The sequence below is a fragment of the Vibrio sp. Vb339 genome (assembly GCF_902751245.1).
GTDB lineage: Bacteria > Pseudomonadota > Gammaproteobacteria > Enterobacterales > Vibrionaceae > Vibrio > Vibrio coralliirubri.
Window position 1 is genome coordinate 663,880 of the sequence record NZ_CADDIS010000002.1, and the last position, 23,401, is coordinate 687,280.

The 23,401-nt window shown below is 44.3% G+C and carries 19 protein-coding genes; 11 read left to right on the forward strand and 8 right to left on the reverse strand.

What is annotated here, in order from left to right:
* Nucleotides 1-60: 60 nt before the first annotated feature.
* Nucleotides 61-522, reverse strand: coding sequence for a methyltransferase family protein (locus HRQ85_RS11625; RefSeq protein ID WP_048607122.1), 462 nt, complete (start codon nt 520-522; stop codon nt 61-63).
* A 66-nt stretch (nt 523-588) separates the two neighbouring features.
* Entirely contained in the window at nt 589-3,624 is a 3,036-nt protein-coding gene (ydiJ, locus tag HRQ85_RS11630; protein WP_172379673.1) for a D-2-hydroxyglutarate dehydrogenase YdiJ, read from the reverse strand.
* A gap of 222 nt (nt 3,625-3,846) precedes the next feature.
* On the opposite strand from ydiJ, the gene HRQ85_RS11635 reads away from it, so the two are divergent.
* The 7 genes from HRQ85_RS11635 to HRQ85_RS11665 all read left to right on the forward strand — a co-directional run bounded on the left by HRQ85_RS11635 (nt 3,847) and on the right by HRQ85_RS11665 (nt 10,007).
* The gene (locus HRQ85_RS11635) at nt 3,847-4,530 is read left to right on the forward strand and encodes a DUF3334 family protein (protein WP_050635104.1); all 684 of its coding nucleotides are present in this window, start codon (nt 3,847-3,849) and stop codon (nt 4,528-4,530) included.
* Between the two features lie 209 nt (nt 4,531-4,739).
* A complete protein-coding gene (locus tag HRQ85_RS11640; RefSeq protein ID WP_017059769.1) occupies nt 4,740-5,429 on the forward strand; it encodes a DUF2786 domain-containing protein in 690 nt (229 codons plus the stop codon).
* Nucleotides 5,430-5,542: 113 nt separating this feature from the next.
* Nucleotides 5,543-6,208: an OmpA family protein gene (locus HRQ85_RS11645; protein WP_048607125.1), complete on the forward strand. Its 666-nt coding sequence runs from the start codon at nt 5,543-5,545 to the stop codon at nt 6,206-6,208.
* Between the two features lie 157 nt (nt 6,209-6,365).
* A complete protein-coding gene (locus HRQ85_RS11650; protein ID WP_172379674.1) occupies nt 6,366-7,466 on the forward strand; it encodes a tetratricopeptide repeat protein in 1,101 nt (366 codons plus the stop codon).
* A 165-nt stretch (nt 7,467-7,631) separates the two neighbouring features.
* A complete protein-coding gene (locus HRQ85_RS11655) occupies nt 7,632-7,820 on the forward strand; it encodes a hypothetical protein (protein ID WP_004733419.1) in 189 nt (62 codons plus the stop codon).
* 364 nt (nt 7,821-8,184) lie between these two features.
* A complete protein-coding gene (locus HRQ85_RS11660; protein WP_172379675.1) occupies nt 8,185-8,592 on the forward strand; it encodes a SulA-like leucine-rich domain-containing protein in 408 nt (135 codons plus the stop codon).
* Nucleotides 8,593-8,903: 311 nt separating this feature from the next.
* Nucleotides 8,904-10,007, forward strand: coding sequence for a phosphoribosylaminoimidazolesuccinocarboxamide synthase (locus HRQ85_RS11665; protein ID WP_017055177.1), 1,104 nt, complete (start codon nt 8,904-8,906; stop codon nt 10,005-10,007).
* Between the two features lie 158 nt (nt 10,008-10,165).
* On the opposite strand, the gene HRQ85_RS11670 is transcribed toward HRQ85_RS11665, so the two are convergent.
* Together HRQ85_RS11670 and HRQ85_RS11675 are read right to left on the reverse strand one after the other, a co-directional pair.
* Nucleotides 10,166-10,543 carry a hypothetical protein gene (locus tag HRQ85_RS11670; protein ID WP_019821854.1) on the reverse strand — a complete coding sequence of 126 codons (378 nt, stop codon included), beginning with the start codon at nt 10,541-10,543 and terminating at the stop codon, nt 10,166-10,168.
* Nucleotides 10,544-10,746: 203 nt separating this feature from the next.
* Nucleotides 10,747-13,125, reverse strand: a complete 2,379-nt coding sequence (locus HRQ85_RS11675; RefSeq protein ID WP_172379676.1) for a helicase-related protein — start codon at nt 13,123-13,125, stop codon at nt 10,747-10,749.
* Nucleotides 13,126-13,309: 184 nt separating this feature from the next.
* Here HRQ85_RS11675 and HRQ85_RS11680 point away from each other — a divergent pair, with 184 nt between their 5' ends.
* The 3 genes from HRQ85_RS11680 (at nt 13,310) to HRQ85_RS11690 (ending at nt 17,519) form a co-directional block, all read left to right on the forward strand.
* Entirely contained in the window at nt 13,310-14,998 is a 1,689-nt protein-coding gene (locus HRQ85_RS11680; protein ID WP_172379677.1) for an NAD-dependent malic enzyme, read from the forward strand.
* Nucleotides 14,999-15,150: 152 nt separating this feature from the next.
* Nucleotides 15,151-15,951, forward strand: a complete 801-nt coding sequence (locus tag HRQ85_RS11685; protein WP_172379678.1) for a SanA/YdcF family protein — start codon at nt 15,151-15,153, stop codon at nt 15,949-15,951.
* A 197-nt stretch (nt 15,952-16,148) separates the two neighbouring features.
* Nucleotides 16,149-17,519 (forward strand): SLC13 family permease, encoded by a 1,371-nt coding sequence (locus tag HRQ85_RS11690; protein WP_048607137.1) that lies wholly within the window; start codon nt 16,149-16,151, stop codon nt 17,517-17,519.
* Between the two features lie 216 nt (nt 17,520-17,735).
* Here HRQ85_RS11690 and HRQ85_RS11695 read toward each other — a convergent pair whose 3' ends face one another.
* Entirely contained in the window at nt 17,736-18,086 is a 351-nt protein-coding gene (locus HRQ85_RS11695) for a GlpM family protein (protein WP_048663603.1), read from the reverse strand.
* Nucleotides 18,087-18,210: 124 nt separating this feature from the next.
* On the reverse strand, nt 18,211-19,506 hold the full coding sequence (locus HRQ85_RS11700; RefSeq protein WP_172379679.1) for a GGDEF domain-containing protein: 1,296 nt from the start codon (nt 19,504-19,506) through the stop codon (nt 18,211-18,213).
* 302 nt (nt 19,507-19,808) lie between these two features.
* On the opposite strand from HRQ85_RS11700, the gene HRQ85_RS11705 reads away from it, so the two are divergent.
* Nucleotides 19,809-20,633: a DUF2797 domain-containing protein gene (locus HRQ85_RS11705; protein WP_017063586.1), complete on the forward strand. Its 825-nt coding sequence runs from the start codon at nt 19,809-19,811 to the stop codon at nt 20,631-20,633.
* A 132-nt stretch (nt 20,634-20,765) separates the two neighbouring features.
* Here HRQ85_RS11705 and HRQ85_RS11710 read toward each other — a convergent pair whose 3' ends face one another.
* Both HRQ85_RS11710 and HRQ85_RS11715 read right to left on the reverse strand, forming a co-directional pair.
* Nucleotides 20,766-22,016, reverse strand: a complete 1,251-nt coding sequence (locus HRQ85_RS11710; RefSeq protein ID WP_172379680.1) for a sensor domain-containing diguanylate cyclase — start codon at nt 22,014-22,016, stop codon at nt 20,766-20,768.
* Nucleotides 22,017-22,366: 350 nt separating this feature from the next.
* On the reverse strand, nt 22,367-23,251 hold the full coding sequence (locus tag HRQ85_RS11715) for a LysR family transcriptional regulator (protein WP_172379681.1): 885 nt from the start codon (nt 23,249-23,251) through the stop codon (nt 22,367-22,369).
* Nucleotides 23,252-23,401 lie beyond the last annotated feature (150 nt).

Consider the following 23,401-nt stretch of genomic DNA (forward strand, 5'->3'; position numbering starts at 1 on the left):
TCTCAAGCTGGGCTTTTTTATTTCGATTACTAAGCCATTAAGCCTGCACTCAAACCATCACTAAATCCAACGCCTAACCTTTTGTTTGTAATCAACATATTCCGCGCCGAATAATTGTTCTAGTGCTCGCTCTTCGGGTTTGATTTGGAAGTAATTCATGTAGATCACGAAACCAAAGCTGAGTAATACACTAAAGATATTCTGGAAGAAGTAGCCAAAGCAAAACAGAAGTATGAATAGCCCTAGATACATTGGGTTTCGCGTGTAGCCAAAAATTCCACTGTCCACGACGGCTGAAGCGGTTTCGACTTTGATCGGGTTAACGGTGGTTTTCTGTTTTCGAAATTCCAATATGCCGGATATTCCAATCACACCACTCAATGCGACCCCGATACCTAACACAACCATTCCATAAGGTAATGCCAGTGTCCCTTGGCTCAACTGCTGAGCGCAGAAGTATGATGCTACGAATACAATAATGAACAGTGCAACGGGTGGTACTTTTAATTCTAGAAATTTCATACTTTTCCTTATTAACATTCCTTTGTTAGTTTAGAAAAAAGCCCAGCAATTGCTGGGCTAAATGTATTAGAGAATTTTTGCTAGCGCCTGTAATGGGTGAGCAAGCTTCTCACCTTCAAAACGCTTCACTTGGCTACGGCAAGAATAGCCCGTCACCAAGCAACGATCTTTTGGTAAGTCCTGCATTTGAGGCTTCCAGCTTAAACCGTATATATCTTTCGACATTTGCAGCTTATCGACTTCGTGGCCGAAAGTACCCGCCATACCACAACAACCGACAGGAACGCTGGTTAACACCGCACCAAAGTGTTTGAAGATAGTGCCCCACTCTTTTTCAGCGTTCGGCATTTTGGTTTTCTCAGTACAGTGAGCAAACAAGTACCACATTTCTTCACTTGCTGAGCGCGCTTCGAACTCACCTAACGATGGCATTAACCATTCATGCACAGTAAGCACATCAAAGTCGCCGCGCTTATCACCTAAGATCTCGACGTATTCATCGCGGTAACAAAGCACAAGAGCAGGATCAACACCGACCAAAGGAATACCGATATCCGCCACCATCGACAAGAAATCCGAAGTCGATTTCGCCTCACGTGCAAATCGATTTAAGAAGCCCTTGATGTGCAACGCTTTACCATTCGGTTTGAACGGCAGCAGTACCGGAGTTTTGCCAAGTTTTTGAGCCAGAGTGACGAAATCTTCAATCACCTCAGCATCATAGAAGCTGGTAAACGGGTCTTGAACGATCAGCACATGCTGTTTCTTCTGTTCAGAAGACAAGCCTTCTAAATACTGTAAATCGAAGAGTTGCAGCTCTTTACTCGCTAGACGATTTTTGAGCGTAGGCACCGACATCAATGGTGCATCAACATAACCAACCGTTTTAGCCGTTGCCGTTTGTATCCACTTTTGATCTAATGCAGCGTTCACTACTTTTGGCGCTTTCGCCATCAGCGGCAGCATGGTTTCAATGTTGGCAACTAAATAATCTTTTGCTGGGCGTTGGTAACGCGAGTAGTAGATGTTTAAGAATCGAGAACGGAAACTTGGAACATCAACTTTAATCGGACATTGACTCGCACACGCTTTACACGCCAAACAACCATTCATCGCCTCATGAACTTCATGCGAGAAATCGTACTCATGGCGTTTGTTCATCGTATTGCGAACACGCTCAATCATAGTCTTAACGGGTGTGTTGTCTTTCAACGCTTCTTGCTCAAGGTCGAGAATATCAACGCCTTGTTCAGTCAGTTGACGCAACCACTCTCTTACCAAGCCTGCGCGGCCTTTTGGTGAGTGACGTCGGTCAGCCGTAACTTTCATTGAAGGACACATTGGCGAGCTAGTGTCGTAGTTGAAACACAAGCCGTTGCCGTTACATTCCATTGCTTGCTTGAAGCTGTCACGAACTTGTACGTCGATCTGACGGTCGTAGAAACCACGCTTAGTATCGGTGACTTTCACCAACTCAGCGTCACTTTCTAAAGGCGTACAGATTTTGCCTGGGTTCATCTTGTTATGCGGGTCGAATGCTGCTTTAACACGTCTTAATTCGGTAAACAGCTCTTCACCAAAGAAGTCAGGACCATACTCAGAACGGAAGCCTTTACCGTGTTCACCCCACATTAAGCCGCCGTATTTCGCCACCAGCTTAACCACTTCATCAGAGACTTCGTGCATCAAGGCTTCTTGCATCGGGTCACACAAATCTAAAGCAGGACGAACGTGTAGTACGCCCGCGTCAACGTGACCAAACATGCCGTAGTTCAACTCTTTTGAATCGAGTAACACTCTAAATTCAGAGATAAAGTCCGCCAAGTTTTCTGGTGGTACACAAGTATCTTCAGCAAAAGCGACGGGCTTAGCTCGGCCTTTCGCCGCACCTAACAGACCCACCGCTTTCTTACGCATGTTGTAGATCCGGCCAATGCTCGCCAAGTCGCTACACACTTGGAAACCAATCACGCCGGCTTCTTCGCTTTCAACCATGGTCTCAAGGCGTGCAGTCAGCGCTTGAACTTGCTGTTCAACTTCCGCTTCATCTTGGCCTGCAAACTCAACCATGTTGATGCCAAGCATCTCTTTGTTCGGAACGTCAGTCAGCAGGTCGCTCACGGTGTGCCAAACAATGTCTTGCTTCGCTAAGTTCAATACTCTTGAATCAACCGTTTCAACAGATAGGGCTTTCGCTTCCACCATGAACGGCGCATTACGCAGCGCAGAATCAAACGTGTTGTATTTCACGTTAACCAGTGTGCGCGCTTTTGGAATCTTGGTTAGGTTTAACTTTGCTTCCGTGATAAATGCTAAAGAACCTTCAGCGCCACATAGAACGCGAGTTAGGTCAAAGCTGTCATCTTGTTCGTTGATTGCATTCTTTAGGTCATAGCCTGTTAAGAAGCGATTCAGCGGAGGGAATTTATCTAAGATTTGAGCGCGCTTGTCTCGACAAACCGCCTCAGTTACCGCAAGTGCATGGTGAGCGAATTCACCCTCAACGGGTAAGCCGTGTGATAAATCAGATTCTAGACATGAACCATCTGCAAACACCGCTTGCAGCGACAATACATGGTCTGAGGTTTTACCGTACTTCAATGACCCTTGACCCGAAGCATCGGTATTGATCATACCACCCAAGGTTGCTCGGTTACTGGTAGAAAGGTCTGGAGAGAAAAAGTAACCATAAGGGCGAACAGCGTCGTTCAATTGATCTTTAACGACACCAGACTGAACTCTTACCCAGCCTTCTTTCTCGTTAATCTCAAGAACCTTATTCATGTATCGCGACAGGTCAACCACGACACCTTTTGTTAAAGATTGTCCGTTGGTTCCCGTACCACCGCCACGAGGGGAAAAAGTCACGCGTTCGTAAGCGGATTTAGAAACCACTTTACCGATAAGCACAACGTCTTGCGTTGTTTTAGGAAGGATGACCGCCTGCGGCAATTGCTGATAGACACTGTTATCAGTCGCCACAGCCAAACGGCTAGAATATTGAGATTCAATGTCGCCAGTAAAGCCCGCTGTTTTTAGTTCATCTAAAAAGCGTACGACAACTGGATCGACATCAGCATTGAGTTGAAGTCTTGGTAACATTTGCTTCCTGCCCCTACTTCGCTGATCCTATCAGCATTGGGTTATCTGAGATTTTTAATAATTTTCTTTGAATTTCGTCACTTTACTACTATTAAGATCATATAAAAAGGTGATCAAATCAGAATCTCAGTGCAAGAATGGAGAAATAGTCACTTTCGTCTTAATTCAGTAGCAATATACTGAATAACATTTTGTTTAAGACATCTCCACGAGCACATCACAATGAAAAAAAACAAAACAGTCACAACTGAAGATATCCTTCTTAAACTATGCCAATCAGTCTCAAGCGTACTAACTTCAGCGACGGCTTCTCAGGTGTCCTATTCAGCCATGGTTCAAAAGATCAACAAGACAAGCCTTAAGCCAGATTTTGGCTGCTTCGTTCTATTTGATGGTGGCTTTTCTGGTCTCGTTGTTATTAATTTTACGTCCAAAGCAGCGCTAGAGATCTACACCAATTACATGCGCAATATGGGCATGCCTGAAAACGAGCTCGCTGTGCTTCATACTTCAGACGAAGTGGGTGATGTATTAGGTGAGCTGATGAACCAATTGGTTGGCGATTTCACCAATAAAATCCGCAAAGAGCTGCAAACCAACATCACACAAAACCAACCGAAAATGCTGGCTCTGAACAAGCAAGTAAACCTTTCTGTTGATACCAATCTCGATCGTCCACAAGCTCGTCGTGTGACCTTCTCTACCGCTAATAACAACATCTTCTACCTTGAGCTTGCGATGGATAAGACTGAATTCATTCAATTAGAAGAATTTGAAATCGCAGAAGACGAATGTCCAGATAGCATTCTTGAGGCGACTCAGAAAAAAATGCAAGAAGCGAACAAGCCAGTTCAAAGCTCAGGCAATGATTCTGCGGCAGATCTACTCGATGAACTGGGTATCTAGATTACTAATGCTCTAGTTAATCAGGAAAATCGTGTCACTAACGCCATCAATACGCTTGATGGCGTTTTTGTTTTTACCGCCAACTGGGCTCATGCAGTTCAATGTTCACCGCCTTCCTTGTTCATCAAACCAGTTTTGCCTTTCTGTTACCCGCGAAAACATGTAAAATGTTGGACTTTTAAAAATTTGCGGTACTGATTAAATTGTCGATGGATAAGAAAAAAGCCCTAAAGAAAATTGCCAAGTGTCTTGAGCTTGGAAATTCTGCGAACGTCAATGAAGCTGCCAATGCGATAAAAATGGCGCATAACTTGATGCTGAAATATGGTCTCGAAAAAGACGATATTGAATTTATCAAGATGGGGAAAACTCAGTCCAGTCACCTGTTACCTGCAAATATCAGTTCTACACTGCTGCGTGTTATTCGCGGTATCAACACCAAATTTGGCGTAGAAGCCGTATTGCTGAATCATAAAGGCCTCAAGCGTGTTGAGTTCATTGGTGAAGCCGACCGCGCGATCTTCGCAGCGTTCGCTTTCGATATCATTTATCGTGAACTGAATGAACACACCGGCCAATTCAGAAATAGTTTTGCTGGCTCTGGCACAGGGTCCTTAGAAGTGACACGCCGCGTGAACTCGTTTGTTTCAGGCTGGGTTGAAGGTGCGCTTGAAAAGCTACCAACCATTACTCCCGACGACGAATCAAACAACAAGATCAATAACTACATTGATAAAGAATTCAAAAATATCGACCGTGAAACGTTCAAGCAGCAACTGAGAGAAGCGATGAAAAACCTCACCGCCGATTATGAAGTTGGTTTGAAGAAAGGTCGCAAATTGTCTGTTAATCGACCAGTTGGCGGTACCCAGGCAGCTAAAAAGATAACTAAATCATAGAGCCACTTTACATTACTTCGACGTATTGATAAAAACCATCAATAAGATTTACAGGACTATGTTTGTCACTCGAATTCATTCGTTTGACAGAAGTACATGATGGAGAAAATACGTTGAAAAAAATCACACTAGCCCTAGCGCTTACTATCGCTTTAACGGGTTGTCAGGCAACTCAACGCCAAAACGCGACAACTGGCGAATCTGAGACTAACTCTGCAACTCAAGGCGCTCTAATTGGTGCACTCGCTGGTGCCGTTGCTGGTGCTGCAACTGGTGACTCTAAAGACCGTGGTAAACGAGCACTTATCGGCGCAGCAGGTGGGGCGGCTGTTGGTGGTGGTATTGGCTACTACTTTGACCGACAAGAAGCAGCCCTCCGTGAAGAGCTAATGAATTCAGGCGTTCAAGTTGAACGTGTCGGCGAAAACCAACTTCTACTTCGCCTAGAAAACGGCATCGGTTTTGATTCTGGCTCGTACGCTTTGGAATCAAGCATTCACAATACACTTCGCGGCGTTGCTCGCATCCTCGTTGAATACCCAGACACTAGCCTAGTGATTGAAGGTCATACTGACAGCACTGGCAGCGAATCGACGAACCAAATCCTTTCTGAGCGTCGTGCTGAATCTGTTCGTGCATTCTTGATCTCTCAAGACGTTGCTGCAGGTCGTGCTATTGCTCGTGGTAACGGTGAGCGCTACCCTCTATGTGACAACAACACCTCTCAAGGTCGTGCTTGTAACCGTCGCGTAGAAATTCAAATCTTGCCGCTTAAGTAGCACGATTAAAGCCCAGTCCGTCTTTATCTATTGAATTAACCTCTATATAGTTGTTTATCAGTTATGTTACTCATTTAACGTGATAATAATAATCAACGACCATAAAGCGTATTCATACTGACATATCGATTCTGGGCTTTTTTACGAGACTTATCTTTTGCTGATCCTATCCAACATTCTGTCATCATCATTTCTTAGAACACTATTTCTAGCCCTCATATTTTCCACGATTCAACTGTCCACCACACGTTTCGTTCACGCAACAAACAGTGATGAATTTTCACTAGAATTACAACCTCAAGATCCAGTTTCTCAATACCAATTGGCTCAAGCTTATGAATCGGGTGTCGACGTTCCTGTTAGCACCAGTGATGCATTGTATTGGTACACGCAGTCAGCAGAAAATGGCAACCCAAACGCGCAATTTAGACTGGGGGAATGGTACTTAGCAGGAACAGGTGTTGAACAAAGTAACAAGCTTGCTTTGGAATGGTTTATTAAAGCAGCGTTGCAAGGTAACCAGCGCGCGCCTATCCAGGTCGCAAAGCTCTACGAAACCTCACTTGATAAGGAGCTCCTTCAACCATTAGATAAAGCGCAGCTATGGTATGAAGCAGCCTTAAAAGATAATCCACAAGCAGAAGACGGCTACAACCGCATTTTGGAAGCACAATTCAACCAGCAACGTGCCAAGCAGATCTCTTCAATAGAACAGCTCGATGACAGCATCGACTCTGAAATAGACACCAGTCAGGGGTTATCTAAGCACGTTCAATCTAACCAAATGCCATCTAACCAAGCATCACGTTCTAACCTCTCCAGTTCTAACCTAACTAGCTCTGACTATATGATTGGTGCTGCGTTGGCCGTGCTGATTTCAATCATCAGCATTATTGCGACTTTTGTTATCTCAAGAAGAAGACAAGCTCTAAAGTCGGGTGATTCACGACAGCAACAACAATCACTTGAAGCGCAGCTTGCCTCGAAGGACCTGACGATTAAGCAGCAAAAACGTCAGCTGCACACTATGTTCCACGAATTGAAGAAGCAGAAAAACAGCAAAGGTCTAAGTAATTTTCAGGTGGCTTGCGCGCTATTTGGCTATACGCCTAGTTCAATCCCTGACCAAAAAAGCATCAAGATCCGATACAAACAGCTATCAAAGATCTACCATCCAGATGGTCACGGATGTGACGAAGAAATGAAACGTTTGAACAATGCGCTAAAAACCATTTTACAAAATGTTACAAAACCGTAAACAAACACACATCTTCATTTTTCAAGATCTCAAAGATATCGATTTTATTGGTGTTGCAATCGATCCCCCTCTCAAAAATGGGTAACAAACTATTAACTAATAGGTCTTACTTGTGTCATAATTTGCGCCGAAAATACACCTGACTTAAACAGGTGAGGAGAGAATATGTTCACAATAGAAGGCGTTTGTGATTGGTGCAAAAAGCCAAGCCTAGTTAAAAAGCACGACTACCTAGATGGTAAGTGTCATCATGCATGTAAAGAGTGCAATGATATTGCAACCATTGATGTTCGCCAGTTCAATATTGGTGAAATGGAAATGAGAGCAAAACTCTCCCAAGCGACATTGAGATAAGCAACACCGTGAAATATAAGAAAGCGCCTAAGGCGCTTTTTTTGTGCCTGCGGTTTTAGATCTTCTATCTTCTATCTTCTATCTTCTATCTTCTATCTTCTATCTTCTATCTTCTATACAGGTGTATACAGTACTTTTCTGTAAAAACCACTGTATACACCTGTATAAAGCTCACATTTTTTCAACTTATGAGACAAAACAGCAAATTCATTCAAATTTAATTTATCGAACAATTTCAATGATTTAATTGTTTTCCATCCATAATTCCAAACGAAATCGTCCAATAATCCCGCAAAAAACGCTTGATCTTATAAGCAACTAAAACTACTGTATACACATACAGCATGTATATAAGGACAGCAAAATGATTCAAGCACACGTTAAAGCACAACACTCTAGCCCGCTAGTTCACTGCGCATTTACATCAGTTTCTCGTAAAAGCAAAAAGTCAAACGAGGAAGCGTTGTTTGCAAGAATGGCGTTGCTGTCCAATCAACATCAGTGGTTACTGTTTACGGCTCAAACACCAAGACCATCGGCTAAACAGCTTAAGCAACATAATGTTTGCTGCGACCGCGTTATTCATATGAAAGCCTCTCATCAAATGACTGAGGTAGAGACCGTCGAGAAAGCAATCCGCTCTAAGAATGCAAGTGCGATTGTTGCAAGTGCATTGATAGATCAGTTCAGCCAACAGTACCTAAGAACATTAGGATTACGCTTTCAATGTGAAGTCTTCTTTATGGATGCAAATTCAGAGCGTATTCACTAAGCCATATTGCTTAATAACATTTTGGCTCAAAAACATGGTCCACAAACATAGCTTAATCTTTTAGCTAACAAACTTAAGTTAACTTAATAAACAATTCGCCAAAACACAGTCCAAACATACTGCCTTCCCCTGCCCTACAATTCGCCAAATTTTTAGCGGATTGTTAGGCGGGGGTTTTTATTTAAACAACAGATTTAGCAATCGTTTGCTTTTTCTCTGGAAGCAAATAGTAGATTGGGTATAATGCCCGTCTAATCATGTGCACACCGCACTTCTCTGTATGACGTTTGATAAAAGATAGGAATGTCTAAATGAGCCTTGCTGATCAAGTTCTTGCCGTAAATGATGACCTACCAATCCGTACTGATAAACCTGTCCACAGCGGCAAGGTTCGTTCGGTCTACTGGTTAACTGAAGAAGATAGCCAACGACTAATTAAAGAGAAAGGCTACGATGTAGCACCAGATGCGCCTTTAGCAATCATGGTGATCAGTGACCGTATCTCCGCATTTGATTGTATCTGGCGTGGTGAAGGGAATCTTAAAGGTGTTCCAGGTAAGGGAGCGGCTCTGAATGCTATCTCTAACCACTGGTTCAAATTGTTTAAAGACAACGGACTTGCTGACAGTCATATTCTTGATATCCCTCACCCGTTCGTATGGATTGTACAAAAAGCTCGCCCAGTCATGATCGAAGCGATTTGTCGTCAATACATCACTGGTTCAATGTGGCGTGCGTACGCGAACGGCGAACGTGAATTCTGTGGTATCGAGATGCCTGAAGGCCTTGAGAAAGACAAGAAGTTGCCTGAGCTACTGATCACGCCTTCAACAAAAGGGATTCTGAAAGGTATTCCTGGCGTTCCAGAAGCTGACGATGTGAACATCACACGTAACAACATCGAAGATAACTTCGCAGCATTCAACTTTACTCAAGCAAGCGACATCGCGCATTACGAAAAACTTCTTAAAGAAGGCTTCAACGTAATCAGCCAAGCGCTAGCAAAAGTAGACCAAACCTTTGTTGATACCAAATTTGAATTTGGTTACGTCAACGATGCTCAGGGCAAAGAAAAACTTATCTACATGGACGAAGTTGGTACTCCAGATTCATCTCGCATTTGGGATACTCAGGAATACAACAACGGCAACATCGTTGAGAACTCAAAAGAAGGCTTCCGTCAGTTCCTGCTTAACTACTTCCCTGATGCCGACATTCTATTGAACAAAGAACGTATGCCAGAACGTGAAGCACTAGCTCGTGACAATGAACTACCTCTTGATTCGCTAATGTCTCTGTCTCGTACTTACCTTGATATCGCTGCGAAAATCACAGGTGCGGAGATCGTACTGAGCGAAAATCCTAAGCAAGAGATCATTGATGTTCTGCGCGCTGACTATGGTCTAATCGACTAGTCGCTTAATTGCTAATTGCTTAATCTCAAAATAAAAAGCTCGAAAGCTAATAAGCTCGTAGACTCAAGTTTTAGATACTAAAAGGGCCTCAATATTTGAGGCCCTTTTTACGTGTACGTTTTTACTATTCCTCGAGAGAGATTATAGGCGAACTGAAGTTACAGCCTAATCGTGAACTCTTCTCCAGAATTACCCGCAATCACTAAATGACTGCGCGATTCAATATACTCGATCTGCTCTTCTTCAAGAGAATATGGCATCACTACTTTGAGCTCATTGATTCCTTCCAGCTTCGCGAGCTTGAGTAAGGTCACAATATTCGACTCATCACTTTTACGCGTCGACATTGATTTCAATGCCATCTGCCATAAACGATCTTCAGGGCTTGCTAGCTCTTTAATGCTATCTCGCCAGACGGTACTGAACACTGGCGCAATTGTGGTGAGTGCTTCCAGAAAAGTCCATTTTTTACTGCATGAGGCGCCAAGAAATGTTGTGTAATCGAACTCTACACGCGTCTCTTCCTGTTTATCCATGATGTCCCCCGACACTTTGGCAACACAATATACTCAATATCTATCAACTCTTTCTTTATAGCAATAGGATATAGAAGAATAGTCTTTTATGACCTTTTGATTGGTTAAAAAGGCATATAAAAATCAAACTTGTAACAAAATAAGCACTGAAAAATCATATATGCACCTATTTGATTAATATTTTAGAGATAAAACTTATCCATCTATTTGATATCAATTATTCGGCTCGCTTTTTTGTACTGAATGCGCCAGCCTGACCATGTCGGCAGCTCCCAACGTTTTGGCGATAACTTTCGACTACCCGATTGATAGTGAACGTAAATCAGCTTTCTCGCGGGCAAGTATTCTACATCGAGTTGCAAGTCGGCAAGGCTCAATGCAAACGGGTATTTTTCCGAAAATTCTGAATAGAGCCAAGTTGGAATGCCATCGAACGGTATGTCTGCGTGGTCAAACATTTCCAATTCGCTGACATCAGTAACCCCTAACACTTCAAGTTGCTCTATAAACCATAGCTCAAAGTTAATGTTCTCAATTTCTGGTGTGTATTGTGTTTGCTCATCGAGACCGAGTTTCACATACAGCTGCCAATGCTTAATCTCTTGAGTACGAACCTTTGCAAAACCAGGAAGTTGAGCACCACTTACCACGAGATCGACGATAGGCTTTAATGATAGTTGCCCTTCAGCCGCGACAAGCTTGGTTGTAATCGTGCGGCCTGCGTACACCAACGCCATCTCGGTAAAGACGCCATCATCATTCACAACGGTTTCACCTTGCTCCCACTCTCCTAGTTCAGCATCAATGATAAGCTCAAGAGGAATGGGTGCCGTGATCGTCGCTAAGGTCAGTGTTTGCTTAACGCCTCTTCCCGGCAAGCTGTGAGTATCCAACACCAACATCGCTTGTGCATTATCAGGGAAACGGTTCTGGCGACCAAGTACCACCTCTAACACTCCATTAGCAAAGGCCTCATTCCTTTTCAGCCGGCGCACAAACACCAGTTCAGGATGAAGATCCACAATAGTCTTAAGTAGTTCAATGCGTTGAAAACGTGACGCGACTTCTAGCTGAGGAAGTTCAAATACCTCACGCATTTGCTTAGCTAGACCTTGAGCTTCATTCAGTGCCTGTAGGTTTATCTCTAAATGCGGATATTCGCGACCACGCACAATCTGAATCAACAGGCTTAAATCACACCCTTCTTTCTCCTGTTGCGCCAGTGCTTCCAGATGTTCTGCACTGTTCGGTAATTGATACAAGCGAGCAGGCACAGACAACGCCGCTGTGAGATCGACCATCGCTTCTTTGAGTGCTTTGGTTTTGATGCGAGTTACAATGTCTGCATACAAAGCATCAATCGGCAGTGGATACAGCTTTTTGCCGTGCTCGGTAATTTGATGGTCGGCGTTAATCGCTTCCATCGTCAGCAAGATTTGAGTTGCGCTATTTAGCGACTTCTCAGGAATAGGGTCGAGGAAAGATAAACTATCAAGAGTCGCACCACAACATGCGGCCGCCAACATAGGTTCGGTCAGCTCTTCACGCTGCAATTCAGGCGGTGTGACTAACTCTAACGCCGCATGCTCACCATATAAACGCACACAAACGCCGTCCATTACCCTACCCGCGCGGCCAGCTCGCTGTTTGGCACTCGCTCGTGATATGGATTTAAGCATCAGTGTGGTTCTACCATTACGCTGAACGGTGCGTCTCTCTAATCCTGAATCTATCACTACGCCAATATCAGGAATGGTTAATGAGGTTTCTGCAACGTTGGTTGCAAGGATGACCTTTCTCTGGCCATTACCTTCAGTATTGATATTACGACCCGATAACGCTAAATCTCGCTCTTTATCACTGACTGACGCATGCAATTTAACAACTTGTATATCTGGATTTTTCGCTAAGGCTTGTTCACATTGCACGATCTCTTTTTTACCCGGCAGAAAAACCAACATATCGCCATGTGAAGCAATCAGTTGATGATTCACTTCTTCCGCGATGCTCTGTTCTAGATGTCGACTATCAGGCAGTGTTCTGGATTCATTCGCTCGGTGCTCAATCTCCACTTGATAAGTACGCCCTTCACAGCTTATGCGATTCGCATCCAAATACTGAGCAAGGCGCTCACCCTCAATGGTTGCTGATGTGATCACTAAACGATGACTCGCTTTTTGTTTCAGAATCGCCACCAGCAAGTCGATATCCCAGCGCCTCTCGTGAAACTCATCCACCACAATTACATCAAAGCCAGCGAGTCCATCTTCTGATAACCAACGCAGCGCGATACCGGGTGTCACAAAAACAACGTCAGTTTGCTCGTTATATTCCGATTCGAGCTTAATCGCATAGCCCACTTTGCTACCAAGCTTCTCGCCCGATTGTTGTGCGAGATATTTAGCCAGTGAAGTACACGCGATGCGTCTTGGTTCAACCACCAGAACTCGCCCATGTTGGGAAGCCCAAATTGGCAACCGCGTAGATTTACCTGATCCGGTTTCAGCCTCTACGACAAGGTGAGAATTAACGATTTGTTGGTGGAATACATTTTGATAAGCATCGATGGGAAGTAATGACATAAAAAGGGAGCGTCGCGAAAAAGTGTGAGCAAAGTATAACGAATTATCGTGTTGAAATTTGATAAGTGTGGGGCAGAGGTAAGAATATCATTTTGTTTGCTCAGATCGTGGAGAAACTATTTACAATTGAATAACTAAACCGTTATCATTTTTCAGTTACCCTTTCTCCCATATTAGGCATCCAATGAACAACGATAAACGCCCTCTATATATCCCTTATGCTGGTCCTGCTCTACTAAGTACCCCTCTTCTAAACAAAGGCAGCGCATTCTCTGCTGAAGAGCGTAGTTCTTTCAACCTTGAAGGTTTGTTACCGGAAACAACCGAAACAATCCAAGAGCAAGTAGGACGTGCATACAAACAATATTGTAACTTCGAAAGTGATATGGATAAGCATATCTACCTTCGTAACATCCAAGACACTAATGAAACGCTTTTTTATCGTTTAGTTCAAAACCACATCTCTGAAATGATGCCTATCATTTACACGCCAACGGTTGGCGCAGCATGTGAGAACTTCTCAAATATTTACCGTCGTGGTCGTGGTCTGTTTATTTCATATCCGAACCGTGATCGTATCGATGATCTACTGAATAATGCGACAAACCACAACGTTAAAGTTATCGTGGTTACGGATGGTGAGCGCATTCTTGGTTTGGGAGACCAAGGTATCGGTGGCATGGGTATTCCAATCGGTAAACTAGCACTGTACACAGCGTGTGGCGGCATCAGCCCAGCTTACATGCTACCAATCGTGCTCGATGTGGGTACCAACAACCCTCAACGTCTTGCTGACCCAATGTACATGGGCTGGCGTCACCCTCGTATTACGGGTGCTGACTACGATGCATTCGTTGAAGAGTTCATCCAAGCGGTTCAACGCCGTTGGCCTGATGCATTAGTTCAGTTCGAAGATTTCGCACAAAAGAACGCAATGCCACTGCTTGAACGTTACAAAGATCGCATCTGTTGTTTCAACGATGATATCCAAGGCACAGCAGCCGTAACGGTTGGTTCTCTACTTGCAGCATGTAAAGCAGCAAACAGCAAACTGTCAGATCAGCGTATCACCTTCTTAGGTGCGGGTTCTGCGGGTTGTGGTATTGCTGAAGCTATCATTGCTCAAATGGTGTCTGAAGGTATCAGCGATACACAAGCTCGCTCTCAAGTTTACATGGTTGACCGTTGGGGTCTGCTTCAGGAAGGCATGCAAAACCTGCTTGATTTCCAACAGCGTCTGGTTCAAACCAACGAAAACACCAAAGACTGGGAAAGCGACGGCACTGGTTTCTCTCTACTAGACGTTGTTCGCCACGCGAAACCAACCGTATTGGTTGGTGTGTCTGGTGCTCCAGGTCTATTCAGCAAAGAAGTCATCAAAGAGATGAACCTACACTGTGAACGCCCTATCGTGTTCCCACTGTCGAACCCAACAAGCCGTGTTGAAGCAACGCCAAACGACATTATTCGTTGGACTGATGGCCAAGCACTTGTTGCGACAGGTAGCCCATTTGAGCCAGTCGTTCACAACGGCACAACTTACCCAATCGCTCAATGTAACAACAGCTACATCTTCCCAGGTATTGGCCTTGGTGTATTGGCTGTGAATGCTTCACGCATCACTGACGAAATGCTAATGGAATCAAGCCGTGCACTTGCAACGTGCTCTCCACTAGCAATCAATGGCACAGGCGCTCTACTTCCACCATTGGAAGAGATCCACACGGTATCTAAGAAGATTGCTCTTGCTGTAGGTAAGAAGGCGATTGAACAGGGCGTTGCTCTAGAGATCACTGAAGATGCACTGCAACAAGCGATTGACCAGCACTTCTGGCAGCCAGTTTACCGTCGCTACAAGCGCACAGCATTCTAAATAAAGAGCGTTAACTCCTCTTCTAAGAGCCTCTGCAATTGCAGGGGCTTTTTTCTTTACACTGTCTTGTCTTTTTAACTGATTTTTCTCATTTTTATTTGGTATTATCGAGCACTCAAAAATTAATGCTCAGTGAAAGGACCATACCGAGAGTGAAATTTGATTCTCACATTATCCGTAGCTACATAAAAAAAGCTTACAAAAAACTGCAAGGTTTTCTGTTTGGCGCTTTCCTCGTGTTCTTAGTAGGCAGCGCTGCGGTTATTGCGATCGATTATTGGGTTTCATGGCAAGCGGAGGATCGCATCATCTACGATATAGATGAAGTACCCGAGCTTGAGGTCGCCGTTGTGCTTGGCACGAGCAAATATTTGGGTCGAACACTCAACGACTATTATAAACACCGAATCGAAGCCGCGATTGAGCTGTTCGATCGTGAAAAAGTGGACCAATTTCTACTGAGTGGCGATAACGCTCATCGCTCTTACAATGAACCGTGGACAATGAAACGCGACTTGTTAAAAGCGGGCGTCCCCGAGGAACGTATCAATCTAGATTATGCGGGTTTCAGAACCTTAGACTCGATTGTTCGCGCCAAAAAGATATTCGATACCGATAACTTTCTGATCATCACTCAAAAATTCCACTGTGAAAGAGCGCTGTTCATCGCCAACTCTTACGATATTCACGCGCAGTGTTTAGCCGTTTCAGGGCCAACCCATCACTCGGGAAGCTCAATACGTTTGCGTGAAGTGTTTGCGCGCACCAAAGCATTCCTTGATCTGTATATTATGGGGACAACGCCAAAGTTCCTTGGACCTAAAGAGCCCATTCAACCGAGTCCAAAACCGGAATCATTTCCGATTCCAAACCCTATCACTGACCCCACTGTAAACCCTATTGTAGACCCTGCAACAAGCCCGATTGCAGACCCATCAGAGACCGATGTGTAGAAAACTACACATTTTGAATTTGTTGCCTCACACTTCCCCATTGTTAAGCAAAAACACACCAACACTCCTTTATTAACTTGAGTAACATTCTTCCAACAAAGTCTGACCCTACATCAAGCTATATACCTCGAAAATAATAAGCACAACTCAATGAAGTCGTGCACCAATACAACGAGGATAAACAGAAGGAGCGTCTTATGACGGCACTTGTTACTACACTGAAACACTGGTTGTTTACCCGCAACAGCATGATATTAATTGGTAATTTCACGCTATTTGCAGTTTTGCTCAATACCCTGCCATTCGAAGCGCAAGTGAATACAGGTTTAAGTATTCTCGTGTTCGTTGCCATTCTATGGTTAACAGAAGCTATCCACGTCAGCATCACCGCTTTGCTCGTTCCCCTATTGGCTGTCTTGTTTGGTGTATTCAACACGCCCGCAGCGCTGGCTAACTTCTCAAACCCAATCATCTTCTTATTCATGGGTGGCTTCGCATTAGCAGCCGCACTGAACAAGCAAGAACTAGACAAAGCAATTGCTGACAAAGTACTGCTGATAGCAAAAGGCAGAATGTCGGTCGCTGTGTTCATGTTGTTCGGTGTGAGTGCGGGTCTATCAATGTGGATCTCAAACACAGCCACCACAGCAATGATGCTTCCTCTTGTTCTTGGCATCATGAACAAGGTTGACCAAAGTGAAGACCGCAACACCTACGTGTTCGTGCTACTGGGTATCGCTTACTGTGCTTCAATCGGCGGCATCGCAACCTTGGTTGGTAGCCCACCAAACGCAATTGCGGCGGCAGAAGTTGGCTTGAGCTTCACAGAGTGGATGGCACTTGGCCTACCTATCTCAATGATCTTACTGCCAATCGCTATGATCATTCTTTACGTGATGACTAAGCCGAAACTAGACCACAAATTCGAGCTAGACCACGCTCCCGTTGAGTGGACAAACAGCAAGAAAATCACACTGTCTATCTTCCTTCTAACCGTAACGCTTTGGATATTCGGCAAACCAATCAACGCAATGATTGGCGGATTCTCTAAATTTGATAGCTTGGTCGCGATTGGCGCAATTGTACTGCTTGGCGCTTCTAGAGCGGTGGAATGGAAAGACGTTGAGAAGACAACAGACTGGGGTGTTCTTATCCTGTTCGGTGGTGGTATCTGTTTAAGTAACATTCTGAAAGCAACAGGAACCAGCGTATTCCTAGCACACTCACTAAGCGGATTTTTAGAAACAGCTGGCGTACTGCTTACGATTCTAGCCGTGGTAGCGTTCGTGGTATTCCTAACGGAATTTGCGAGTAACACGGCGAGTGCGGCATTGCTTGTTCCTGTATTTGCGACCATTGCTGAAGCGCTGGGTATGTCTCCGGTTATCTTGTCTGCACTGATTGCAGTTGCTGCATCTTGTGCCTTCATGCTGCCAGTAGCGACACCACCTAATGCAATCGTGTTTGGCTCGGGTCATATCAAGCAGAAAGAGATGATGCGAATCGGTATGGTGTTGAACCTAGTTTGTATCCTAGTCCTAACTCTGTTCGCTTGGATCTTCTGGTAAACACTAACCTTCTATAAGCGCATGCTTACAGGAATACTCCCCTAAACTGGTTGAACTTCCCCCGGTTCAACCAATACAAAAAATGCCCGTTCAGCGTAAGCAAGCACTGAACGGGCACATAAAAACAAGAAACGCTTTTCCCTTTTGGTGGCCCCGCGCCACCTTTTTTGTTTCAGCTTGCCATCAACCTATCATTACCACTTTAAGATCTGGTTCTCACGCCACACTTGGCACCAAACGCGTCCAACCTAGCAACAACATAGAAGCACACAATACCCACACTAAAGTCGCTAACGAGAGAGTCGATACCAAGTTATAGCGATAACTGAACACGTACACTGCGCCAAGATAAGCGGCGTATGGCACAAGCGAAAACAGACCAAACAGCGCTGTGGTGCGCAACTCGACCATGGTTTGTTCCGTGCCGACAATGTAGTGAGCAATCAGAGCAAAGGTAGGAAACAGCGGCACTAAACCAGAGATGTAGAAACTCTTACTCTTCGACAACAGCGCAATCAACAAAACTGCCGCGGCACCCAGCAGACATTTAAAGAACAGTGAAATCATTTTTTATACGTTATCCAAGCAAACCAACAAAGGCTCTAGAGGGTAAACTCATCGAGCAGCCATAAAAACGCCACACGTCACATATGCACGTGTGGCTTATAAACTAATCAAAACAATTTTCAGATTAGTGACTCAAGATCACCTGATTTCGACCTGAATGCTTTGCTTGATATAAAGCTTCATCAGCGCGAGCAATAGTTTCTGTCACCCGCTCTTGCTTCATCTCGGCAACACCAATACTGCATGTCAGTGGATCGCCATGAACCCAAAGGTGCTGGCTGACTAAAAGCCGGATTTTCTCGGCCTTTCTTTGTGCTTCGCCAAGATCAGTCTCAGGGCAAAAAACAATGAACTCTTCACCACCCCATCTCACCAACTTGTCGGTAGCGCTGATTGAGCTGCCCACCACCATGCTGAACTCACGTAGAATATGGTCACCCATTTGGTGCCCGTACTTGTCATTCACGCTCTTGAAGTAGTCGATATCGAGATACAACATACCCAGCTTGCCATGCCCTTGCTTCACATACTGTGACTGCATTTTCAACCAATCACGAATCGCGTGGCGGTTTAGTATTCCGGTTAACTCATCACGATGGGCCATCTCTGAAAACTCAAAATTCTGTTCTCTCAGTGCGCGATTGACGTTCTTTAAGTGGTGATGTCTTTTCTCTGCGATCACCATGCGTTTTCTTGAACGGTTTAACTCTGACAGCAAGAATACGGTGCCCGTGCCCACCCACACAAACAGTAGGATCATGAACAAGCTTTCTGCGGTGATATACGAACCTTCGAACTCAATACTGCGGATGACGATTCTGTGGTGACCGAGTTTCGCCCCAGACGCAGTCGCAAACTCAACCATATTCACATTCGAAAACTCAGGGGCCGAATGCTCTAACGCAATATCGTTATCAGCTAACCACCACGTCATCACTTGCAGATTTTTGATCGGAATCTCAATCACACCACCATCGATTCCTGGAGAAAATTCCATCCCATTGTACTTATGTGTGTACTCGTTATCAGGCACCGAATAAGCAGGGTTGTAGTTACGTAGGTAGGTTCTCAAACGGCCGCTAGAGTCAGCCTCCGCATGGTAATCAATGTTTACTCTAAAGGTGTGGTACTGAGAAAGGTCAAGACCCGCGGTGATGTCTCGGTCGATACGAATCGACAGACCACAGTAAGGCCATGGATACTCAGATTCTTTAAGCTCACAATCGAGAATGTACTGTCCATTTTCATAGGATAACTGGGACGTACTGACTCCCTTATCAACTTGATCACTGGTCGCGATAAATTCATATTTATCAGGGGTAATTGCCGTTATCACACGATTTCCGCTCACACGGTAATACTGCACAATGGCAAGTGTTGCGATAACTAGAAAGATAACAATCTTATGGATCCACTTCACGTCTAAGCTTCCGGCTTAAGGTCCCTATCGTTGGGATTTCATGATAAAAAATAATCTGAGTGGATTAGTGATATTGATGCCAATAATCCACTAAAAAGCGTTATATCACGCCTGAAAAAAATGTCATACCATAATTTAAACTGAGTGTTTACCATCAATTATCCATCGCAATAATCGAGCAATATTGCGTATAAAAGCAGACTCTATTTGTTATACTCATCGCAAATCATCGTTCACCGTATCGCCTGTTCACAAGGCGAGCGAGTGGACGAAATAATAATCAAAATACAACGAGTAATGTCATGTCTTTATTAGCAAAAGGTACACTCAAGAAGATGAGTGCTTCCCTTGATGGTGCGGTTACTTACCGTTTACCTGTAGGTGAAGAGTTTGTAGAGCTAAACCCTCTGATTGGTAAAACCATCAACCTTACCCATACCGGCAATATTTTTTGTTGTTCGTGTGGTAAGAAAACCAAGAAAAGCTACTCTCAAGGCCACTGCTTTGTGTGCATGAAAAAGCTAGCAAGCTGCGACATGTGCATCATGAAACCAGAGACTTGCCATTACGATGAAGGCACTTGTCGTGAGCCTCAATGGGGTGAAGAGAACTGCATGGTTGATCACTTCGTTTACCTATCGAACACATCAAGCCTAAAAGTAGGTATCACTCGTCACACTCAAATCCCTACCCGTTGGATTGACCAAGGCGCGACTCAAGGCTTACCGATCTTGAAGGTAAAAACACGTCAGATTTCTGGCCTGATCGAAGTTGAATTAGCGAAGCACATTGCTGACAAAACCAACTGGCGCACGCTGCTAAAAGGCGACGGCGACGATATGGAGTTGGTAGAAAAAGCCAAAGAGCTATTGCCATTGGTTGAAGATAAAATCCAAGAGATCAGAGCGAAGTTTGGCGACGATGCTATCGAGATTCTGAGCGAAAACATTACTTCATTGAGCTACCCAGTTGAGCAGCACCCAGTGAAGATTGTATCGCATAACTTTGATAAGAACCCTGAGGTGACTGGCGTACTTCAAGGCATTAAAGGTCAATACCTTATCCTAGATACTGGTGTGATTAACATCCGTAAATTTGGTTCTTACGAAGTGGAAGTGTCTGCATAAATTGTAGAACTTAAGCGTTTCTCATTGTGAGAAGCGTTTAGTTAATCGCCAAAAACTAAAATGCCCTCAAGTGATGACTTGAGGGCATTTTTCGTTGTCGATTCTATTGGCCAATGGATCATGGTTATAGCATTAAAGCGCAACCACATCTCCGTCTACACAATTCTTACCTTTGGCTTTCGCGCGATAGAGAGACTGATCGGTTAAATTCACGAGAGCATCAATCGTGACACCGTCTTCACAGGCTCGGCTATCACTGATTCCGATACTGACACTCGAATTAAATCGAATCTGTTCATCGATTTTGAACTCGACTTGATGGAACTGTTGGCGAACCCCTTCTGACACCTCGTGTGCAGTTTCAAGAGACGCATTTGGGATAAATATAATGAACTCTTCACCACCCCAACGGCCTACTACTCCGCCGACTTTCTCAGCATTGCGCTTGGTAATATTAGCCAAAGCACAAATGACCTCATCACCGACCATATGACCGTAAGTGTCATTAATCGACTTAAAATCATCGATATCAAGCAGCATACACACAAGGTAGCTCTTAGATGACATATGCTCTCTCAACCACTCATAAATCGCTCTACGGTTAAGTAAGTCGGTCATTTCATCGTAGTTCGCTTGGTGAACCAACTGCTTTTCCAACATCACCTTTTGCGTCACATCTTCGAGTACAACCTGAACGGCTGGCTGACCTTTCCAAGTAATCGCATTGTCGTAAATATTGAAGAACCGATGAACGCCGTCAAAGCCAATGTTTTCAACCACGGTACTCGTTCCAGACAACTCACCCGACACGATCGCGTGATAGTGCTTGCTGATACCATCAGTATTCTGTTTTGGTACCAGTTCAAGGATAGAGTCCAACTCTAATACTTGCTCGATAGAAGCAGCGCCTTGCATGTTGACCCAAGATTGATTGACCATCAGCGGTTTGAAATCTCGGTGAACCAAGATGCCCTGCCCAGATTGCATGATCATATCGTGATACATCTTATCTTGCTCACGCACCGCATTTTGCAGCTGAATCGCAGGAGAAAGATCGATCACCGTGACTTGCAGTGCAGGTCTTCCCTGCCACTCCGTCACATGGTCGATAGAAAACACGGTGAACTCTCTGCCATTGCGATCAACATTGGTATAGGTGTGAACCTGGGGGTCGCGTTGACCACTGACCGTTTCAAGGTAATTTTGATAGGCGAGAACATGATAATCTTCTGAGATTAGATCTAGAAAGCTATCGATATTAGAAAGTAGTTCTTCGGGCGATTGGTATCCATAGATGCGAGCATAGTTAGCGTCAACACTAACTACATTCATATCTTGAATAGTTATTACACCGTACGTGGATTCGAAATTTATTGAAGACATTGCCAACTCCGCACTCTAGCTATACTTCATAAACTGGAGCATAACAACACATCCTGCCAACGCTTCCACAGAATCTATCACGCGTTAGGGACATTAATATGGTATCTAGTATATCGTACTGTTGCGGGCTTCTCTACAATTCAATCGCTAACACGAGTTATCAAAAGTAGACAAGTCTCTCAATCCGATTACGCGCGTCAAAAAACAAAAAAAGATAACGTATATCTATGTAAGTATTAGCTTTTCTGTTTTGGGCGTTAACTTAGGTAGCTAGCGCTAATCACGACTCTTTTCAAACCCGTTCATTATTCACTTCTATCTTGTTGGCTGTCCGCTTGAAACCTAGTCGATTATTCATTCCAATCCGAAAAATAAGCGACTAAGAAGTCGATTGCTAGCCGTGCTCTCTGGGGTAAAAAACGACGATTTTGATATACGATCCAACTGCTGGTTCCTGCTCCCCAATACTCTTCAAGCACCGGGACAAGCTTTCCATTAGTCAGACCGCCATTGAAACTGCTTTTGGGTAGGTAGACAACACCAAGTCCCTCTTCACATGCTTTGAGTACTGCGCTCGAATTGTTACTGCGCCAGCGCCCATGTACTCGTACTGCATTTAACGATTTTCCCTCTTTCTCAAATAACCACTGATCACTGTTAGCGATAATACAGCTATGCATTTTCAACTGCTCTGGATGAGTAGGCGAACCAAATTGCTCTATATAGTCTTTACTGGCTGCAGCCGCCATTGGACGATCGACCAACTTTCTTGCCACCAGCCCTGAATCGTCTAATCGACCATAACGAATGGCAAAGTCGATACCATCTTCGATGAAGTTCACCATCTTAGTATTGAAGTTCATTTCTATGGTGAGTTCAGGATGATCTTTGGCAAATTCCATCAGCGCTGTCGCAACATGATTTTCTGCAAATGCACCCGCAGCACTAACACGTAATGTACCGCTAAGCTGAGTTTGTTGAGACGTGACTTGTTCATTCGCTTGTTGCAGCCCAATGACCAAGTCTTTGCACTGCTGATAATAGGTATGACCCGATTCGGTCAGGCTCACCATCCGTGTTGAACGCGCAAGCAACGCCACGCCAACTCTCTCTTCCAACCTTGAAACTTGGCGACTGACATGACTAGTACTGCAACCCAACTGTTTTGCTGCTGCAGAAAAGCCGTGACACTCGGCTACCGCAACAAACTCATTAATACCTTCAAAGCTGTCCATACTTAATCTACCCGTATCTTATCTTTGCTATATAGCAACAATGTTTTGCCTGTTTAGTATATTATCACCTAATTGGTTTGGAACTAGTATTAGATACAACAAGACGGCGATAGCTAAGTAACAACACGATACCTAGCGCTTAACGAAAAG

What these genes read in the sequence shown, in the direction of transcription:
- HRQ85_RS11625 (WP_048607122.1), bottom strand. Translation starts at nt 522, where the DNA reads ATGAAATTTCTAGAATTAAAAGTACCACCCGTTGCACTGTTCATTATT.
- ydiJ (WP_172379673.1), bottom strand. Translation starts at nt 3,624, where the DNA reads ATGTTACCAAGACTTCAACTCAATGCTGATGTCGATCCAGTTGTCGTA.
- HRQ85_RS11635 (WP_050635104.1), top strand. Translation starts at nt 3,847, where the DNA reads ATGAAAAAAAACAAAACAGTCACAACTGAAGATATCCTTCTTAAACTA.
- HRQ85_RS11640 (WP_017059769.1), top strand. Translation starts at nt 4,740, where the DNA reads ATGGATAAGAAAAAAGCCCTAAAGAAAATTGCCAAGTGTCTTGAGCTT.
- HRQ85_RS11655 (WP_004733419.1), top strand. Translation starts at nt 7,632, where the DNA reads ATGTTCACAATAGAAGGCGTTTGTGATTGGTGCAAAAAGCCAAGCCTA.
- HRQ85_RS11660 (WP_172379675.1), top strand. Translation starts at nt 8,185, where the DNA reads ATGATTCAAGCACACGTTAAAGCACAACACTCTAGCCCGCTAGTTCAC.
- HRQ85_RS11665 (WP_017055177.1), top strand. Translation starts at nt 8,904, where the DNA reads ATGAGCCTTGCTGATCAAGTTCTTGCCGTAAATGATGACCTACCAATC.
- HRQ85_RS11670 (WP_019821854.1), bottom strand. Translation starts at nt 10,543, where the DNA reads ATGGATAAACAGGAAGAGACGCGTGTAGAGTTCGATTACACAACATTT.
- HRQ85_RS11675 (WP_172379676.1), bottom strand. Translation starts at nt 13,125, where the DNA reads ATGTCATTACTTCCCATCGATGCTTATCAAAATGTATTCCACCAACAA.
- HRQ85_RS11680 (WP_172379677.1), top strand. Translation starts at nt 13,310, where the DNA reads ATGAACAACGATAAACGCCCTCTATATATCCCTTATGCTGGTCCTGCT.
- HRQ85_RS11690 (WP_048607137.1), top strand. Translation starts at nt 16,149, where the DNA reads ATGACGGCACTTGTTACTACACTGAAACACTGGTTGTTTACCCGCAAC.
- HRQ85_RS11695 (WP_048663603.1), bottom strand. Translation starts at nt 18,086, where the DNA reads ATGATTTCACTGTTCTTTAAATGTCTGCTGGGTGCCGCGGCAGTTTTG.
- HRQ85_RS11705 (WP_017063586.1), top strand. Translation starts at nt 19,809, where the DNA reads ATGTCTTTATTAGCAAAAGGTACACTCAAGAAGATGAGTGCTTCCCTT.
- HRQ85_RS11710 (WP_172379680.1), bottom strand. Translation starts at nt 22,016, where the DNA reads ATGTCTTCAATAAATTTCGAATCCACGTACGGTGTAATAACTATTCAA.
- HRQ85_RS11715 (WP_172379681.1), bottom strand. Translation starts at nt 23,251, where the DNA reads ATGGACAGCTTTGAAGGTATTAATGAGTTTGTTGCGGTAGCCGAGTGT.